The following is a 17,721-nucleotide window of genomic DNA, read 5'->3' as shown; positions in this document are numbered from 1 at the left end:
ATATGGACATCATCGCCAACCACACCGCCGACGTGATCCAGTATCGCGAATGCGGCGGGTGCGGCTATCGCAGCCGCGCCGACTATCCCTATGCGCGAAAGGGCGGCGCGAAGGGGGAGCCGATCAACCCCGGCTTCGCGGGCGACCAGCTCCAGACGGCGGAGAATTTCGCGCGGCTGACGCGGCCCGATTATGCTTATACGCCGGTCGTCCCCGCGGCAGAGAAGGACGTCAAGCGGCCGGCCTGGCTCAACGATCCGATCTATTACCATAATCGCGGCAACTCGACCTTTGCCGGAGAGAGCTCGCTGCTCGGCGACTTTGCCGGGCTCGACGATCTGATGACCGAGAATCCGCAGGTGATCGCGGGGATGATCGAGATCTTCGGGAGCTGGATCGATCGCTTCGGGATCGACGGCTTCCGCATCGACACCGCGCGGCATGTGAACCCCGAATTCTGGGCGGTATTCGCGCCGGCGATGCTCGAGCGCGCCAAAGCGAAGGGCATCCCCAATTTCCACATCTTCGGCGAAGTCGCCGATCCCGACACTTCGGCGCTCGCGCGGCATACGAGGGTCGACCGGCTGCCGACGGTGCTCGACTTCGCCTTTGCGCGGGCGGCCAATGCGGTGAGCGCCGGCGAAACGGGGACCGACCGGCTCGCCGCGGTGTTCGCCGCCGATCCGCTGTACGAAGGCGGCGAGGCGACCGCGCGCCGGCTGCCGACCTTCCTCGGCAATCACGATCAGGGCCGTGCGGCGTTCTTCCTCCGCAAGGCCAATCCGCAGGCGAGCAGGGAGGAACTGCTCGCGCGCGACCGGCTCGCCCATGCGATGCTGTTGCTGCTGCGCGGGGTGCCGACGATCTATTCGGGCGACGAGCAGGGGTTCGTCGGCGACGGCGACGACCAGAATGCGCGCGAAGACATGTTCGCGAGCAAGGTCGCGGTGTATAACGACAACCCATTGCTCGGCACCGAGCGGACCAATGCGGTCGCCAATTTCAACCCCGATCATCCGCTGTTCCGCGAGATCGCGACGCTGTCGAAGCTGCGCCGCGCGCATCCGGCGCTGACCCGCGGCCGCCAGGTCACCCGCTTCGCCAGCGCCGAGCCCGGGCTGTTCGCGGTGTCGCGCTTCGACCCCGTCACCGGCGCCGAAGTTCTGATCGCGTTCAATTCGAGCCCGCAGCCCTGGACCGGCAATGTTCAGGTCGAGACCGGATCGGAAAGCTTCACGACGCTCGCCGGCGCCTGCCCCGCCGCTGCGGCGGCGCCCGGCAGCCTGTCTCTCTCTCTGCCCGCCTTCGGCTACGCCGTCTGCGCCGCCGGAAAGCCGCAATGAACGAACAGCGCGCCCGTCAGCTCGATACCGATACGTGCGAATGGTGGCGCGGATCGGTGATCTATCAGATCTATCCGCGCAGCTTCGCCGATTCGAACGGCGACGGGGTGGGCGATCTCGCCGGGATCACCGCGCATCTCGAGCACGTCGCGTCGCTCGGCGTCGATGCCGTGTGGCTGTCGCCCTTCTTCACTTCGCCGATGCGCGACTTCGGCTACGACATCGCCGATTTTTGCGACGTCGATCCCGTGTTCGGCACGCTCGCCGATTTCGATGCGCTGATCGCGCGTGCGCACCAGCTCGGGCTGCGCGTGCTGATCGACCAGGTCTATTCGCACAGCTCGGACCAGCATCTTTGGTTCAAGGAGAGCCGGTCTTCGCGCGACAATCCCAAGGCCGATTGGTACGTCTGGGCCGATCCCAAGGCCGATGGCAGCCCGCCGACCAACTGGCAGTCGGTGTTCGGGGGTCCGGCATGGACCTGGGATGCGCGCCGCGGCCAATATTATCTGCACAACTTCCTGCGCGAGCAGCCCGATCTCAACTTCCACAATCCAGAGGTGCAGGACGCGACGCTGGCGACCGCGAAGTTCTGGCTCGATCGCGGCGTCGACGGCTTCCGGCTGGATGCGCTCAACTTCTCGATGCACGATCCCGAACTGCGCGATAATCCGCCCGCGCCCGATACCGGCAAGCGCCGCACGCGCAGCTTCGACTTCCAGCAGCATATCTACAATCAGAGCCATGCCGATATCCCGCGCTTCCTCGAGCGCATCCGCGCGCTGACGGACAGCTATGGCGGCCGCTTCACCGTCGCCGAAGTCGGCGGGCCGACGCCCGAGGCCGAGATGCACGCCTTCACCCGGGGCGAGGCGCGGCTCAATTCGGCCTATAGCTTCGCGTTCCTCTATGCCGATCGGCTCACCCCCGCACTGGTGCGCGATTCGGCGGCAGTCTGGCCGGCCGAGCCCGGCATGGGCTGGCCGAGCTGGGCATTCGAGAATCACGACGCCCCGCGCGCCCTGTCGCGATGGGTGGAAGCGGCGCACCGGGGCGCGTTCGCGCGGACGAAGATGCTGCTGCTGCTCGCGCTGCGCGGCAATGCGATCCTGTTCCAGGGCGAGGAGCTGGGACTGACCCAGGTCGATATCGGCTTCGCCGACCTGCAGGACCCCGAGGCGATCGCCAACTGGCCGCTCACCCTGAGCCGCGACGGCGTGCGCACGCCGCTGCCGTGGCAGGCCGATGCGCCCGCGCTTGGCTTCACCAGCGGCAAGCCGTGGCTGCCGGTCGGCCCCGATCATGCCGCGCTCGCGGTCGACCGGCAGGAAGCCGATCCGCAATCCCTGCTCAACCTCACCCGCCGGCTGATCGCGCTGCGCCATTCGAGCCCGGCGCTGATGAGCGGATCGATCACGGTGCACGAAGCCGGCGAGGCGCTGCTGATCTTCGAGCGCCGTGCGCCGGGCCAGACCTTGCTCTGCGTCTTCAATCTCGGCGCGGACTCGATCGCCTTGCCCGAGCATCTGCGGGGCCGGCGCATCGTGCAGGCAGTCAACGGCGCCACGCTCGCGCAGCTGCCGCCCTTTGCCGGGCTGATCGCCGAATAGATTGCCTCTCCGACGGAGGTGCCATAGAATAGCTTCAGGGAATCGCATCTTTCCGGAAACTGCCGGCCTGTTGGCTTCAGTATGAGGAGTGCGAAATGCCTGAATTCACCGGACCGGCGACGCGTTTCACCCCCGGCGCCATCCAGAAGGCGGCCGACGACATCGGCTGCGACGTCGCCGCCGTCAAAGCCGTGATCGACGTGGAGAGCCGCGGCGGCTTCCTGTCCGATACCCGTCCCAAGATCCTGTTCGAGCGCCACGTGTTCAGCAAGCGCACCGACAGCAAGTTCGACCAGTCGCACCCCGACATCTCGTCGCGCACCCCGGGCGGCTATAAAGGCGGGGCGGCCGAATATGACCGGCTCAGCGAGGCGATCGCGCTCGATCGCAAGGCCGCGCTCGAATCGGCGAGCTGGGGGGCGTTCCAGATCATGGGCTATCATCACGATTCGCTGGGCATGCCCGATGTCGAGGATTTCTGCCGCGGCATGTGCAATTCGGAGGACGATCACCTCGCCGCGTTCGTCCGCTTCGTGAAGCTCAACAAGCTCGACGACGAGCTGTGCCGGCGCGACTGGACCGGCTTCGCCCGCGGCTATAACGGCCCGGCCTTTCTCAAGAACCGCTACGACACCAAGCTGGCCGCGGCCTATACCTTGCACGCGATCTCGCCGCCGCGCACCGACAGCGTCCAGCGCACGCTCAAGATGGGCGACGACGGCCCCGACGTGGTGCTGCTCCAGAAGAAGCTCGGCCTCACCCCCGACGGCGATTTCGGCCCCGCGACCAAGGCGGCGGTGGTCGCGTTCCAGAAGAAGAATGGCCTCGGCAGCGACGGGATCGTCGGGTCGAAAACGCGGCAGGCGCTCGGGCTCTGAGGTTGCCGGTCGTGCGGGTGCGGCTTATGATGCCGCATCCGCGTGACTGGCGACCGGGATGGAGCACCATCGGGAAGCGCGGGGCCGAACTGCCGCATCGCCTGGGCACCCTCGCTTGTTTCCGGAGGAATCGATGCCCGAAACCGCGCCGCTCCACATCGCCTTTCTGCTGTTTCCCGACGTCACCCAGCTCGATCTGACCGGGCCGGCGCAAGTCCTGTCTCGCCTCGGCAACGTCACGCTCGATCTTGTCGGCAAGACGCGCGATCCGGTGGCGACCGACGCGCAATTTCCGCTGCATCCGACGGCGAGCTTCGCCGAGGTTCGGCGTACCGACATCCTCTGCGTCCCCGGCGGCTTCGGCACCGTGGCGGCGATGGAGGACGCCGAGACGCTCGCATGGCTTCGCGGGGTCGCCGACACCGCGCAATGGGTCACCAGCGTCTGCACCGGCTCGCTCGTCCTCGCCGCGGCGGGTTTGCTCACCGGCTATCGGGCCGCCTGCCACTGGGCTTCGCGCGAGCAGCTCGCCTGGTTCGGCGTCGAGCCGGTGGCCGAGCGCGTGGTGTTCGATCGCAACCGGGTCAGCGGTGGCGGAGTGACCGCGGGGATCGATTTCGCGCTGGCGCTGACCGCGGCGATCCGCGGCGAGGACCATGCGAAGTTCGTCCAGCTCAGCCTCGAATATGACCCGGCCCCGCCGTTCGACAGCGGCACGCCCGAACGCGCCGATGCCGCGACGCTGGCGCGCTACCGGGCGATGGTCGACAGATTCGCGCCGGGCCGGGCGGAAAAGGTCCGGGCGATCGCGGCACGACTGGCGGCGACCCGGCCGGGCGGCTAGGCGGACAGCCTCGACAAAGGGGGAACCGCCGATGCCCGTTATGCCCATATTGACGATGAACGACGGTCGCGCGATCCCCGCGCTCGGCTTCGGCACCTATCTCGTTCCCGATGTCGATGCGTCGCGGATCACCCGCGAGGCGATCGGAATCGGCTACACCCTCGTCGACACCGCCGCCTATTACGGCAATGAGCGCGGCGTGGCCGAAGGGCTGGACGGGCGCGACGACATATTCGTCACCACCAAATTGTGGCGTGACGACATGGGATATGATCCGGCGCTGCGGGCGTTCGACGCGAGCCTCGCCAGGCTCGGGCGCGACCATGTCGATCTCTATCTGATCCACTGGCCGATGCCGGCGCTCGGCACCTATGTCGATACGTGGAGAGCGCTGGTCCGCCTGCGCGAAGAGGGGCGGGCGAAGTCGGTCGGCGTGTCCAACTTCTCGCCAGGCCACCTCCGCGTGCTTCTCGACGCGACCGGGATCGCCCCTGCGGTCAACCAGATCGAGCTCCATCCCGGCTTCCAGCAGCGCGAACTGCGTGCATTCCACGCCGCGCACGGCATCGTCACCCAGAGCTGGGGTCCGCTGGGACAGGGCAGCCTGCTCGGCGAGCCTGCGATCCTGCGCATCGCCGAAGCGCGTGGCTGCACGCCCGCACAGGCGATCCTCGCCTGGCACCTGCACCATGGGCTGGCGGTGATCCCCAAGGCTTCGGCGCGCGATCGGCTCGCGGACAATCTCGCGGCTATCAAGGTTACTCTCGCGGCGGAGGATATCGCGGCGATCGATGCGCTCGATGACCCGGCGGGGCGGCTGGGACCCGATCCGGACCAGTTCTGATCCATTGTCATTCCCTGGCGAAGGCCGGGCCAAGATTCGATGGACCCGGAGAGTTGAGACTGCCCTCGCGATCTGCATCGCATCTGGGCCCCGGCCTTCGTCGGGGAACAGTGATGCGGTTCAGCCCAGCGCCTTCGCCGCGCCTTTCAGATCGTCGACGAAGGCGGCGAATTCGTCTTCGGCGCGGCTCTTGTCAGGCATGCGCAGCAGGAAGCTGGGGTGAATCGTCACCCAGCCGAGGCCGTCGGCGAGTTCGATCGCGCGGCCGCGGGTGCCGCCGATCGTCACCACCTTGCCGAGCATCTGCCGCGCCGCGGTCGCGCCCAGCGCCACGGTCATCGCGGGCTTCACCAGCAGCCGTTCCTGCTCGTACCACCAGCGGCACGCCTGGATCTCGCCGGCATCGGGCTTCGAATGGATGCGCCTCTTGCCGCGCGGCTCGAACTTGAAATGCTTGACCGCGTTGGTGACATAGACCGCCGCGCGGTCGATCCCGGCTTCGCCGATCGCCCGATCGAACATCTGCCCCGCCGGGCCGACGAACGGACGCCCGGCCAGATCCTCCTGATCGCCGGGCTGCTCGCCGACGAACATCATCCGCGCGTCGACCGGGCCCTCGCCGAACACCGTCTGGGTCGCGTGCCTGTAGAGATGGCAGCGCGTGCAGCCCGCCGCCTCGTCGCGCAGCGCCGCCCATGCGCCTGCGATATTGCCGCCGATCCCGGTCCGTGCCTTCGCCACCATGCCGATCTCCCGCTGACGCGCCGTCGCGACCAGTTCCTTGACCAACGCGGTCTCGGGCATGTTTTTCCAATACTTCCGAGGCATCTCCTTGCGCATCATACCGGTCTTCAGCCGCGCGGGATTGAAGGTCGAGGCGTAATAGGTCTTCCAGACATCCTCGACCGGATCGTCTCCCGGGGCATCGGCCCGCGTCGCGCCCCGCCCTTCGGCCAGCGTTTCGCAATCCCAATGCAGCGAAAGTTCGGGGGGTGAGGATCGACCAGCGCATATTGGCGAAGCGATCGACGAAGAAGCGGGCATTGGCGCGGACGATGTGATGCTCGGGCTCGAACCACGCGACGAAGCGCGCGCCGCTTTCGTCCTGCAGCTCGCGGAAGCGCACGAACGCCCGCATCTTGTGCACGTCGCGGCGGACCGCCTTGGCCATTTCCTCGAGCCGGCGGACCAGCGGATCGGCAGCGTCGTCGATCCGGCGCGGCTCGGCGATCAGCCCGGCGAGCAAGGTATAGAGCAGAGCGAAGCGCTGCGGATCGGAATGCAGCACCACGCTCTGGGCGAGGTCGAGAAAGGCGCGCGGGACCCGGAAGGCGGCCGGCGTCACGGGGGCGAGCACGGCTTCGTCGCCGAACAGATCGGCGGGGGTATCGCCGACCTGCCAGACCAGCTCTGCCGGCGGCACGCGTGCGCCGGCGAGCGCGCGTGCGGCGTCGCGCCAGCCTTCGAAATCGTCTTCGTCGGTCAGGGTAACGACGCGCAATCCGGTGCTCCTTCCCTGTGTTCCTGCGCAAGCAGGAACCCAGGGTCCAGAGCGATTCGCTTGTGGTCCTGGGCTCCTGCTTGGCAGGAGCACAGACCCTCAACGCTTGGGCATCGCTTCGATCCACTCGCGCAGCAGCTCCACGCCCTCGGCATGGACTGTCGCCCGGCCCAGCTCGGGCATGGCGATGCCGGGATCGGTGCTCTCCATCCGGTAGATCAGGATCGAGGCCTGGGGGTCGCCCGGCTGGATCGCGAAGTCGCGCCCGCCGCTGCCGCGCCCCGCCGCCACCGGGCGCTTGCCGATGCCGAGCGCCACCGGATCGCGCCGGCCCGATTCGAGGAACAGCCCCGAATTGGAAGCGGCACCCGCAGGATTGTGGCAATGCGCGCAATTGATCTCGAGATAGGCGCGCGCGCGATCGTCGAGCCTCGCTGCGGGGTCGTCCCAGCGCGCGACCCGCGGGGCATCGGGCGGAAGCCGGTCGAGCATGTCCGCGGCGACCAGCTTTTCGAGCTGGCCGGCATGATTGAGGTAGCGGGCCTTGACGCCGATCGGGGTGATCGCGCCCGAGAGCGCGTGGCAATCCTTGCACTGGTTCTGGTTGGGGACCGCATAGCTGATGCTGCGTGGCGTGCCCGAGGGATCGCTGAAGGTCACCGGGATCCGCGTACCCGCCCGCCTGAGCAGCGCGTCGGTCCCCGCGGCATTCCACACATAAGGCAGCGCGACCCAACCGCTCGCCCGGCGCAGCAGCAATCGCGTTTCCAAGGGCTTGAACTTGCCGGCCTGCGGATAGCCGAAGGTCTTGATCAGCGCGCTGCCGACCGGGAGGTCGAACGCCGCCTCGCCGTCATAGCGCGCCTTCCTGCCGGCCGGGATATAGAGGTAGCGATGCTTGGCGGCATAATCGGAGAAGAGCGGAGTCTCGAGATCATAGCCGATCACCCGCGGCGCGGGCGTTTCGCCGGGGAGATCGGTGAAGAAGCCATAGTCCGAGAGCTTGGCCGGCAGGGCATCGCCGGTGATCGCGGCGTCGTTGACCGCCGCCGGCCGCCCGGCGAGCGCCGCGCCGAACAGCACAACCGCCGCGGCGAGCGCCTTCACTTCGCCGCCGCCTCCATCGCTGCGGGAAGCGCCACCGCCGCGGGCATCGGCGCTTCCGCACCCTTGAGCTCGACCGGGGCCGGCCTGGCGGTCTCGATCGGCGCGCCTTGCTTCAATCCCATGCTGAGCACCGGCACGCCGTCGGCCACACGCAAGCTGGCCGCATCGCCGCTGCCGTCCCACACCACCGGGGGAAGCGTGCCGCCCAAAGCCGCGGCGAGCTGGTCGCCGCCCGGAAAGCCCGGCGCGTAGCCGGCGCGGCCATGCTTGTTGCCGCTCACCATGATCCGGGTCGGCACCGGCTTGAACTTCGCATCGTCATAGCTCTGGCGATAGGCGGTGATCATCACGTTCGCAGTGGCGTTGCCCGACAGCTCGTTGCGCAGGACATGGACATTGTCGTTGGCCATGATCAGCACGCCGGTGCCGGCCGGCACGGTCGCGACGATATTGCCCTTGGGCGCGAAATTGGGCTGGTTGTTGTCGATCACCCTGTTCTCGAACACGCGGACCTCGCCGCCGCCCATCTTGGGCAGGCTCGGCATGTCGAAGACGAGGATCCCGCCGGTATTGCCGGTCGCGAGATTGTGGAAGACGTCGGCGTGGCGGCTATTCTCGATCTCGATGCCGGCGACGTTGCCCGAAACTTTCGAATTGCGCACGACGATCTGCTCGGACTGGCCGACATAGATGCCCGCGTCGGAGGCGCCCTTCACTTCGACTCCGTCGATCAGGATCGCGGTGCTCGACACCGGATACACCCCGTACGCGCCGTTGGTCGCCTTGGGTCCGCCGGTCCATTCGACGCGGATGTTCTTGTAGACGATACGATCGGCGCCCTTGGACTTGATCCCGTCGCCCTTGCTGTCCTCGACCGCGAAATCGCGCAGCACCACATCGTCCGAGGTTACCAGGAGTCCTTCGCCGGCGCCGAGCTGGCCCTTGAAGCTGAGCAATGTCTTGTCGGGCCCGGCGCCGCGCACCGTCACCCGGTTCACGTCGAGGCTGAGCCCGTCGGTGAGTTCGAAGCGGCCCGCGCCGATGCGGATCGTGCTGCCGGGTTTCGCTTCGATCAACGCGGCCTGGAGCCGCTCCTGTGCGTCGGGCCCGGCCTCGACGGTCACGGTCTGCGCCGCCGCCGGGCTGGCGGCAAGCAGGACGGCAAGTGTCCAATAGCGCGGCATCATGCTCTCCCTCCTGTCTTTTTCGGGCATGATACGCGGGACCGAGCGAATTGACAGCCTTGTTAATTAGCCCGGTTCGGGCCGGTGGCAGACGAACTCGATCAGGCGCCCGTCGGGGTCGCGCAGATAGCCGGCATAATAATCGGGGTGGATGTGCGGCGCGAGCCCGGGCGCGCGATCGAGCGGAAGCCGGGCGGCGCGGGCGGCGGCGTAGATCCGGTCGACCGTCGCGCGATCGGGCGCGGTGAAGGCGAAATGCAGCTTCGAAGGCTCGCCCTCGACGAGGAACAGATCGAGCGAATCCTCATTGCCGAACCCCTTGGCGAGGCCGTCGACCTTCTGGACATAGCCGAGGGGAGCAAGCGCCTTGGCGTAGAAGCGCAGGCAATCGGTCATATTGGCGGTGTAGATTTCGATATGGTCGATCATGCACGGCTCCTCGGTTCGCCCGCAGAGATAAGACGCGATCTTGCCGAATTTCGGCGAAGTGACCGGCCGAAATGACGGATTTCCGCGAAGATCGGCGTTAGAGTGCCGGCGATGACACGACCTGCTCTGGATGCGTTCGATCGCAAGCTGCTCGCCGTCGTCCAGCGCGACGCGAGCCGCACCGCCGATGCGCTGGCCGAGGAAGTCGGGCTATCTCCTTCGGCAGTGCTTCGACGGCTCAAGCGGCTGCGCGACGAAGGCGTGATCCTTGCCACCACGGCGGTGGTCGATCCGGCCAAAACCGGAAAGCCCAATTTCTTCCTCGCCGCGCTCGAGATCGAGCGCGAGCGGCCGGAGCATATCGCCCGGCTGCGCCAGTGGCTGGCGGCCGAGGACGGGATCCAGCAGGTCTATTACGTCACCGGCACCGCCGATTTCATGCTGGTCGTCGTCGCGCCCGATGTCGGCGCGTACGACGCGCTGATGAGCCGGCTGATGGCGGACAATCCCAATGTCCGCCGCTTCACCACCAATGTCGCGCTCGGGGTGGGCAAGCGCAGCCTGTTCGTGCCGGTCGACTGGGAGGACTGATGACATCTCCCTCTCCCCTTGTGGGAGAGGGAGGGAGCCGACGAAGTCGGCGGAAGGGGAGGGGAGTGTGTCTTGATAGACCTCCCCCTCATCCTTCCCACGCCTTCGGCGCGGGCCCCTTCCTTCTCCCACAAGGGGAGAAGGAGGAAGGCGATAATGCTCGGTTATTCGCGTTCGTCGCCGGGCGCTTGTTCCTCGGCGCGGGCCAGCTCCTCGGGTTTGCGCTCTTCGAACACCCGCGCGAGCCGTTCCTCAACCTCGGCGGGAAGGCGTTCGGCGGCGGCGGGGAACATGTCCTCTTCTTCCTCGTCGATATGATGCTCGTAGCGGTGACGCATCTCGGCGAACTTCTGGTCCCATTCCCACGAGCCGAATTCGAGCGCGATCAGCTCGCCGAGGAAATCGTCGACTTCCTTGTGCTCGGACACCGAATGGCGGGCATCCTCGCGCAGTTCGGGGTCGGCGAGCATCGTCGCGTAGAGCGATTCCTCCTCGGCCGCGGCATGCGCCTGCAATTCGAGCCGCAGCGTTTCGAACGCCTCGCGGCGCGGCGCGTCGGTTCCGGCATTCTCGCCGACCCGCTTGAGCAGCGCGCGCTGGCGATCGTGATCCGCCTTGAGGTCCTCGAAAATGCGGGCATCGGCCATGAAACTCTCCTTCGCCGCTCCAACCGGCGAGGCGAGGGCTGGTTTCAGCCGCGACTCATTCTCAGGCGGCGAACAGCTCCAGTTGCTCGCGCTTCGGCGCCACCAGCGACCGCAGATCGGCACGGTCGGCGAGCGCCACCGGCCGCCAATCCTCGGCGATCAGGAACGGGCGGACCTTGGCGATCGACGCGGTCAGCCGCGCGACGTCGGCGAGCCGCAGCCGGCGCCAGCGCCGCGTCGCGAGGATCGCATCCACGGCTTTCACCCCGAGGCCCGGCACCCGCAGCAACGCCTCGCGCGGGGCGCGGTTGACGTCGACCGGAAAGCGCTCGCGAAACCGCAGCGCCCAGGCGAGCTTGGGGTCCATGTCGAGCGGCAGCATCCCGGTCGCCGGATCGGCCGCGTCGGCGACTTCGCCGGGCTGATACTCATAGAAGCGCATCAGCCAGTCGGACTGATAGAGCCGGTGCTCGCGCATCAGCGGCGGGCGCTGGAGCGGCAGCACCGCGCTGGCATCGGGAATCGGGCTGAACGCCGAATAATAGACCCGGCGCAGATTGAAGCGGCCATAGAGCCCGGCGGCGCGCGTGATGATGTCGCCGTCGGTCGCGGCATCGGCGCCGACGATCATCTGGGTCGATTGGCCCGCCGGCGCGAATTTGGGGGCCGATTTGTAGCGCTTTCCGGCATCGCCGCTGTCGTCGATCGCCGTTCGCACTCCGCGCATCGCGCCTTCGATACGTGCGGCCGATTTCTCCGGCGCGAGCCGGGTCAATCCGGCGACGGTCGGCAGCTCGACGTTGATCGAGACGCGATCGGCGTACAGCCCGGCCTGATGCACCAGCTCGGGATCGGCGTCGGGAATCGTCTTGAGATGGATATAGCCGCGGAAATCATGCTCCTCGCGCAGCAGGCGTGCGACCCGTACGATCTGCTCCATCGTGTAATCGGACGAGCGGATGATCCCCGAGGAGAGAAACAGCCCCTCGATGTAATTGCGCTTGTAGAAGCTCAAAGTGAGGTCGACGACTTCCTCGGGGGTGAAGCGCGCGCGGCGGACGTTCGAGCTCTTGCGGTTGATGCAATAATGGCAGTCGAACACGCAGGCATTGGTCAGCAGGATCTTGAGCAGGCTGATGCAGCGGCCGTCCGGGGCATAGGCATGACAGATGCCCATGCCTTCGGTCGAGCCGATCCCTTTGCCCCCGGCCGAACTGCGCTTCGCCGTGCCCGAAGAGGCGCAGGACGCATCGTATTTGGCCGCGTCGGCAAGGATCTCCAGCTTTCCGCGCAGGTCGAGTTGTGCCATATGTTCCATCTATGTTCTTGTTATCGCACTGTCCAGTGACGATGGACGCTGTTCGTCGCAGCGGATAAGCAGCCCGGCATGGGATGGGCTCTTCCGCGCGACGTGAACCGGCGCCTCTTCGCGCTTTGGCTCGCGCTGGCCGTCACCTGCAGCGCCGGCTGGCTGTTCAAGGGGCATTGCGTGCCCGGCGGCTGGACCGAGGCCGAGCAATATACCACCGGGTGCTACAACGACGTGATGCCGTTCTGGCATGGCCGCGAGGTCGCCGAAGGCAAACTGCCCTATTTCCAGACGCGGATGGAATATCCGGTGCTGACCGGCGCGCAGATCTGGGCCGAGGGCAGCGTTACCCGATTGCTGTTCGGCAAGCGCGCACGCGACTGGCATTTTCTCGGCGTGGTCGTCGTTGCCAACGCCTTGCTCGCGGCGCTGGTGCTGAAATGGTTCCTGGCCGCGGGGATGGACTCGCGTCGGCTGTGGGGCTGGGCGCTGGCGCCGCCTCTGGTGCTCTATGTCGGGCATAATTGGGACATGGCGGCGGCCACATTTGCGATCGGCGCGCTGCTGCTCGCGCGCAAGGGCCGGCTGGTCCCGGCGGCTGCGGCGGCTGGGCTGGGGACTGCGGCCAAATTGTTCCCCGTATTGGCGCTGCCGCTGATCGGCTTGAGTGCGCTGTTCGGCGATGCCGGGCCGTGGCGGCAACGCCTGCTTCGCGCCACGGCGCTGTCGGCGGCGGCGATCGGCGCATGGGCGTTGGTCAATCTGCCGGTGGCTCTGCTCGCGCCCGACAATTGGGGCGAGTTCTATCGCTTCTCGCAGGCGCGGCAGGGCACGGTGGCGGCGACCTGGGACATCCTCGCCAATATGGGCTGGTGGTTTACCTGGATCGACGATCGCAATCGTTATGCGGCGCTCGCCTTCGTGATCGGCTTCGCGCTGATCGTGGGGCTCGGCTGGCGCAAGCACCATACGCATCTCTGGGTGCTGTTCACCCCGGTGCTCGCCTGGTTCATGCTGACCAACAAGGTCTATTCGCCGCAATTCGACCTGTGGCTCTATCCCTTGCTGCTGATGACCGCGCCGCGCTTATGGCCGGTGGCCTTGTTCGTGCTGGGCGGGATCGCGGCCTTTTTCGCCGAATTCTGGTGGTTCGCGGGTATGGAGCATGCGTGGCCGGCCACGACGACGACGCATGTCGCGCTCGCTGCGGGGGTGCGCGCGGCGGCGATGCTGTGGATCATCGGCGAATGCGTGCTGCGCGATCCGCCGAGGTGGCTGGTGCGGGATTCAGAGAATCACGCCTTCTCCCGTTCGTTTCGAGCCTAGTCGAGAAACGGATCAAGAGGGTCGCAAGGCGTTTCTCGACTTCGCTCGAAACGAACGGAGAGCGAAGTTACGGCAAAGGCAGATCGGTCTGCTCGTCGCGGCGCGCGTTCGATTCGGCGCGGGCGCGGGTGGCCTGGCGGACGAAGCAACCGGTCTGGCCGCCCGGGCCGACCGTCGAGCAACTGCCGGTGCCCATGCGGCCGGCGTCGAGCGCGTCCGCCGAGCGCACCGCCCAGCTTTCGTTCGCCTGCGGGCGGCCGGATTGCTGGCGAAGATTCTGGGGAATGCGGAAGCGTTCGGCCTCGTCGAGCCGCTGGCAGACGACGATCTCTTCGCCGCTGTCGTTGGTCGGGCATTTGTCGTCGCCATAGATGACGAGGACGCCGTTCTGCGCGGCATTCTGCGCCTGCGCGGCCGGCACCAGCAGCGGCGCTGCGGCCAGTCCCGCGACGATCACGATCCGCTTGAGCATCTTGCCTTCTCCTCGCGCATGGCCTGGCGCTTCAACGCTGAACCGGGCCTGTCATATCCGTTTCGAGATCGCAATCGCCGCGCGGCAGCCGAGCCGGATCAGTCCGGACAATAGAGGATAGGCCACCGCCGTCTCCGCGCCGTGTGCCAGCGCCGTGTCGCGATGCTCGAGCTCCTCTTCGCGAAACTCGGCGACGGCGTGGCTCAGCTCGGGGTCGCCGTCGCCCAGTTCGGCGAGCTGGCGCTGATAATGCAGGTCGATCTCGGTTTCGACCGCGGCGGTACAGGCCATTGCGGCGGCCGGACCGATCGCCGCGGTGGCCGCCCCCAGCGCGAAGCCGGCGACGTTCCAGAAGGGCTGGAGCGCAGTCGGGCGCACCCCGCGCCGCGCGATCATCGCGTCGAAAAAGGCCCGGTGGCGCTCTTCCTGATTGGCCATGCCGTTGATCATCCGCGCCATCGGGGTGCGGTCGCCCATCACGGCGAGTTGCCCGGCATAGATACGCGTCGCGCCATATTCGCCCGCCTGATCCACCCGGATCATTGCGGAAGTGCCTTCGCGGCGATCGCCGGGCTTCCAGCTCATCGGCGGGCCTTGCGCGGCGCCAGTGCGAAGATCGCCACGGCGCCGCCTAGCGACAGGATCGCATTGAAGCCGGCGAGGCTGATTCCGAACAATGTCCATTGCGGTACGTCACAACGCACCAGCGGGCGGCGCAGTGCCTGGTTGAGCAACTCCATCGGATCGCCGGTGCCGATCGGGGCGGTGCAGGCAGTGATACCTTGCCACCAATGATATTCGACGCCGGCATGGAACACGCCGATCGTGCCGCTGACCGCGATCAGCACGGCGGCGAACAATACGAACAGCATCTGCACCGGACGGGCGAGCGGCGCGAACGACAATGCCGCGACCACGACCGCGGCATAATGCGGCCAGCGCTGCCAATGGCACATCTCGCACGGCATCAGCCCGAACAATTGCGATCCCCATGCGCCGGCGAGCAGGGCCGCCGGCAACAGCAGCGCGATCAGCCGCGCAGTGCGGAGCCCGTCCCGACGCATGGCTCAGCGGCCCTTGGTCGCGACCTGCGGCTTGCCGGCCGAGCGCGCGATGGTCTGCAGCGCATAATGGAGCTGGAAGTCGTCGATGCCCTGTTTCTTGAGCTGTTCGGCGGTGGCGGAGAAGCGCGGATCGGTGCGCGCATCCTGCTCGAGCGTGGCGTCGTCGACCTTCTCGGCGTTGATCAGATGCTTGCGCAGATCGGCCTCGCGGATGACGGTGCGATCCTTGTAGTCGGGGTCGGAGATCTGCGGGACGAGCAGGTCGGGCTTGATCCCGCCTTCCTGCACCGAATGGCCCGACGGGGTGAAATAGCGCGCGGTGGTGAGCCGCAGCGCGGCGCGCGCGCCCATCGGCAGGATCGTCTGGACCGAACCCTTGCCGAAGCTGCGCACGCCCATGACCAGTCCGCGGTGATGATCCTGCAGCGCCCCGGCGACGATCTCGGAGGCCGAGGCCGTGCCCGAATCGACCAGCACGATCACCGGCAGGCCGCGGGCGAGATCGCCGGGGACCATGGATTCGGCGTAATAACGCTCGATATCGCCTTTCTCGCGGCCGCGCTGCGAGACGATCTCGCCATGGCCGAGGAACACGTCGGACACGGCGATCGCCTCGCTCAGCAGGCCGCCGCCATTCTCGCGCAGATCGACGACATAGCCTAGCGGCTTGTGCCCGAGCTTCTTGTCGATCTCCTGGATCGCCTTGATCGTGTCGGCGCCGGTCTGGGCGGTGAAGGTGTTGATGTTGATATAGCCGACGCCGTCCTTGACTTCCCACTTCACCGGCTTCTGCACGATGATCTCGCGGACGAGGCTCATCTGGAGCGGTTTCTCGGCGCCGGGGCGGACGATCGTCAGGTTGATCTTGGTGCCGGGCTGGCCGCGCATCTGCTCGATCGCCTCGTCGAGGCTGCCGCCGACGATGAACTTGCCGTCGATATGGGTGATGAAGTCGCCCGACTTGATGCCCGCGCGCGCCGCCGGGGTATCCTCGGTGGGCGCGATCACCTTCACCGCGCCCTCTTCCTGCGTCACGGTCAGGCCGAGCCCGCCATAATTGCCTTCGGTCTGGATCTTGAGATTGTCGAAGTCGAGCCCGTCGGCGAAGCTGGAATGCGGATCGAGCGCGGCGAGCATGCCGGCGATCGCGCCCTTGACCAGCGTCTTGTCGTCGACCTTCTCGACGTAATTCGCCTTCACCTGGTTGTAGACTTCCATGAAGGTGTCGAGCTCGCGATAGCTGTTGGTGTCGACCCCGGCCATCGCGCCGGAAGCGACGGGGACGAGCGCGAGCGCGCTGACGGCGGCAGTGACCTGGAGAAGCGGACGCAGCATCATACGACTTTCGGCAAAAACGACTTCAGTGATCTAGTGCAGGATAACGGCATTTCCACGGCCTGTCAGTTCAGCAATTGCGCGAGGTCCATCGGCTGGCCGCGGCGGCGCAGCTCGACGGTGACCCGCGGGTCGCCGCTTTTCCACGCGCGGCCGATCAGCTGCCCCTGCGCGACCGGATCGCCGACCCGGATCGCGAGCCCGCCGAGCCCGGCGACGAGCGACGTCCAGCCCTCGCCATGATCCACGATCACCACGCCGCCATAGCCGCGAAACGGCCCGGCATAAACGATTCGCCCCGCGGCGGGGGCGACCGCGGGCGCATTGGGCGCAGTTACGAAGGTCAGCCCGCGCGCGCGCACCCCGGTCGCCGAGAGCTCGCCCATTCCGGTGACGAGCCGGCCGGATACCGGCAATCGATAGGGTGCCATCCGCTTCGGAAGCGGGCTGGCGGCATCGCCGGGGCGGGGCAGCGGCCCAGGCAGCGCGACGAGTTCGCTCTGCACCTGACTCGCTTCGCCCTGCGATTGCATCTGGTCGACAAGGTCGCGGGCGCGTTCGCCGAGCGCGAGGGCGCGATCCGATTCGATCAGCGCGCTGCGCCCGAGCGCCTGCGATCGCGCCCGGTGGGTGGCTTCGAGCTGGACCAGGGCGATCCGCTCGTTCTCGAGCCGCGCGCGGCCGTCGCGCAGGCTCCGAATCGCGCCGGCGGCATTGGCGCGCAGCCGCTGGACGCGGGCGAGCTCGGCGCGGACTTCTGCGGTGCGCCGCTCGACCACCGGCATCGTCGTGCCGAGCACGGCGCGGACATGGACGATGTCCTCGGTCGATCCGGGCTGGATCAGCCCCAGCACCGCCGGCCGCCGCGCCATGGACTGCAGCGCGGCGATCAGCCGCACGATCGGACCCTGACGCTCGGCGACCTGGACGCGTTGCGCCGCGAGCAGCCGGTCGACGATCGCGATTCGCGCCTCGGCCGCCACGATCTCGGCTTGCGCCGCCTTGATCCGTTCGGCGGCGGCGGCTTCCTGCGCCCGCGCCTGCACCGCGCGGTCGCGTTCGTTGGCGGCGGCCGCCTCGAGCGCCCGCGCCCGCGCCTCGGCAGCGCTCGATGCGGCAGTGGCGGATTTCAGCCGGGCTTGCTGCTCGCGCAATTCCTGTGCCGGCGCCATGCTTCCCGCGGCGAGCATCGCCAGCAAGGCGGCGGCGACGGCGATGCTCCGTGCGGGTCCCATCG

Annotated in this window: 17 protein-coding genes, 1 pseudogene and 1 riboswitch; of the genes and pseudogenes, 7 read left to right on the top strand and 11 right to left on the bottom strand. The window is 67.4% G+C overall.

From position 1 onward, the window contains the following. The 5 genes from Q9Q95_RS11075 to Q9Q95_RS11055 all read left to right on the top strand — a co-directional run. Window positions 1-1,343: alpha-amylase family glycosyl hydrolase (locus tag Q9Q95_RS11075; RefSeq protein ID WP_306096931.1), on the top strand; the 1,343-nt coding region annotated here is incomplete at its 5' end. Next, a complete protein-coding gene (locus tag Q9Q95_RS11070; RefSeq protein ID WP_306096929.1) occupies window positions 1,340-2,953 on the top strand; it encodes an alpha-amylase family glycosyl hydrolase in 1,614 nt (537 codons plus the stop codon). The genes Q9Q95_RS11075 and Q9Q95_RS11070, both read left to right, overlap by 4 nt. Before the next feature lie 95 nt (window positions 2,954-3,048). Beyond that, window positions 3,049-3,831 (top strand): N-acetylmuramidase domain-containing protein, encoded by a 783-nt coding sequence (locus tag Q9Q95_RS11065; protein ID WP_306096927.1) that lies wholly within the window; start codon window positions 3,049-3,051, stop codon window positions 3,829-3,831. A gap of 32 nt (window positions 3,832-3,863) precedes the next feature. Then, window positions 3,864-3,945, top strand: a riboswitch (ZMP/ZTP riboswitch). A gap of 19 nt (window positions 3,946-3,964) precedes the next feature. Next, window positions 3,965-4,675, top strand: a complete 711-nt coding sequence (locus Q9Q95_RS11060; protein WP_306096925.1) for a DJ-1/PfpI family protein — start codon at window positions 3,965-3,967, stop codon at window positions 4,673-4,675. A 31-nt stretch (window positions 4,676-4,706) separates the two neighbouring features. Then, entirely contained in the window at window positions 4,707-5,519 is an 813-nt protein-coding gene (locus Q9Q95_RS11055) for an aldo/keto reductase (RefSeq protein ID WP_306096923.1), read from the top strand. 120 nt (window positions 5,520-5,639) lie between these two features. On the opposite strand, the pseudogene Q9Q95_RS11050 reads toward Q9Q95_RS11055, so the two are convergent. The 4 genes and pseudogenes from Q9Q95_RS11050 to Q9Q95_RS11035 form a co-directional block, all read right to left on the bottom strand. After that, a pseudogene (locus Q9Q95_RS11050) lies at window positions 5,640-7,020 on the bottom strand (UdgX family uracil-DNA binding protein). Between the two features lie 99 nt (window positions 7,021-7,119). Next, the gene (locus Q9Q95_RS11045) at window positions 7,120-8,127 is read right to left on the bottom strand and encodes an SO2930 family diheme c-type cytochrome (RefSeq protein WP_306096921.1); all 1,008 of its coding nucleotides are present in this window, start codon (window positions 8,125-8,127) and stop codon (window positions 7,120-7,122) included. Beyond that, window positions 8,124-9,314: a parallel beta-helix domain-containing protein gene (locus Q9Q95_RS11040; protein ID WP_306096920.1), complete on the bottom strand. Its 1,191-nt coding sequence runs from the start codon at window positions 9,312-9,314 to the stop codon at window positions 8,124-8,126. Before Q9Q95_RS11040 ends, Q9Q95_RS11045 begins: the two co-directional genes overlap by 4 nt. Window positions 9,315-9,377: 63 nt before the next feature. Beyond that, window positions 9,378-9,740, bottom strand: a complete 363-nt coding sequence (locus tag Q9Q95_RS11035; RefSeq protein ID WP_306096918.1) for a VOC family protein — start codon at window positions 9,738-9,740, stop codon at window positions 9,378-9,380. Between the two features lie 111 nt (window positions 9,741-9,851). On the opposite strand from Q9Q95_RS11035, the gene Q9Q95_RS11030 reads away from it, so the two are divergent. Then, window positions 9,852-10,331, top strand: a complete 480-nt coding sequence (locus tag Q9Q95_RS11030; protein ID WP_306096916.1) for an Lrp/AsnC family transcriptional regulator — start codon at window positions 9,852-9,854, stop codon at window positions 10,329-10,331. A 164-nt stretch (window positions 10,332-10,495) separates the two neighbouring features. Here Q9Q95_RS11030 and Q9Q95_RS11025 read toward each other — a convergent pair whose 3' ends face one another. Further along, on the bottom strand, window positions 10,496-10,978 hold the full coding sequence (locus Q9Q95_RS11025; RefSeq protein ID WP_306096915.1) for a hemerythrin domain-containing protein: 483 nt from the start codon (window positions 10,976-10,978) through the stop codon (window positions 10,496-10,498). A 61-nt stretch (window positions 10,979-11,039) separates the two neighbouring features. Then, window positions 11,040-12,287, bottom strand: a complete 1,248-nt coding sequence (locus tag Q9Q95_RS11020) for a putative DNA modification/repair radical SAM protein (protein ID WP_306096913.1) — start codon at window positions 12,285-12,287, stop codon at window positions 11,040-11,042. A 78-nt stretch (window positions 12,288-12,365) separates the two neighbouring features. On the opposite strand from Q9Q95_RS11020, the gene Q9Q95_RS11015 reads away from it, so the two are divergent. Beyond that, window positions 12,366-13,613 (top strand): hypothetical protein, encoded by a 1,248-nt coding sequence (locus tag Q9Q95_RS11015; RefSeq protein ID WP_306096911.1) that lies wholly within the window; start codon window positions 12,366-12,368, stop codon window positions 13,611-13,613. A 67-nt stretch (window positions 13,614-13,680) separates the two neighbouring features. Here the strand turns inward: Q9Q95_RS11015 and Q9Q95_RS11010 are convergent, their stop codons facing one another. From Q9Q95_RS11010 to Q9Q95_RS10990, 5 genes are all read right to left on the bottom strand, one after another. Further along, complete coding sequence (locus tag Q9Q95_RS11010; protein ID WP_306096909.1) at window positions 13,681-14,085, bottom strand: hypothetical protein; 405 nt, start codon at window positions 14,083-14,085, stop codon at window positions 13,681-13,683. Window positions 14,086-14,136: 51 nt separating this feature from the next. Then, window positions 14,137-14,670: a demethoxyubiquinone hydroxylase family protein gene (locus tag Q9Q95_RS11005; RefSeq protein WP_306096907.1), complete on the bottom strand. Its 534-nt coding sequence runs from the start codon at window positions 14,668-14,670 to the stop codon at window positions 14,137-14,139. Further along, window positions 14,667-15,149 carry a disulfide bond formation protein B gene (locus Q9Q95_RS11000; protein ID WP_306096905.1) on the bottom strand — a complete coding sequence of 161 codons (483 nt, stop codon included), beginning with the start codon at window positions 15,147-15,149 and terminating at the stop codon, window positions 14,667-14,669. Before Q9Q95_RS11000 ends, Q9Q95_RS11005 begins: the two co-directional genes overlap by 4 nt. Window positions 15,150-15,152: 3 nt before the next feature. Beyond that, on the bottom strand, window positions 15,153-16,484 hold the full coding sequence (locus Q9Q95_RS10995; protein WP_306096957.1) for a S41 family peptidase: 1,332 nt from the start codon (window positions 16,482-16,484) through the stop codon (window positions 15,153-15,155). A gap of 65 nt (window positions 16,485-16,549) precedes the next feature. Continuing rightward, window positions 16,550-17,719: a murein hydrolase activator EnvC gene (locus Q9Q95_RS10990; protein ID WP_306096903.1), complete on the bottom strand. Its 1,170-nt coding sequence runs from the start codon at window positions 17,717-17,719 to the stop codon at window positions 16,550-16,552. Between the last annotated feature and the right edge of the window lie 2 nt (window positions 17,720-17,721).

The organism is Sphingomonas sp. DG1-23 (assembly GCF_030730875.1).
GTDB lineage: Bacteria > Pseudomonadota > Alphaproteobacteria > Sphingomonadales > Sphingomonadaceae > Sphingomonas.
This window is presented reverse-complemented; position numbering and strand designations above follow the sequence as displayed.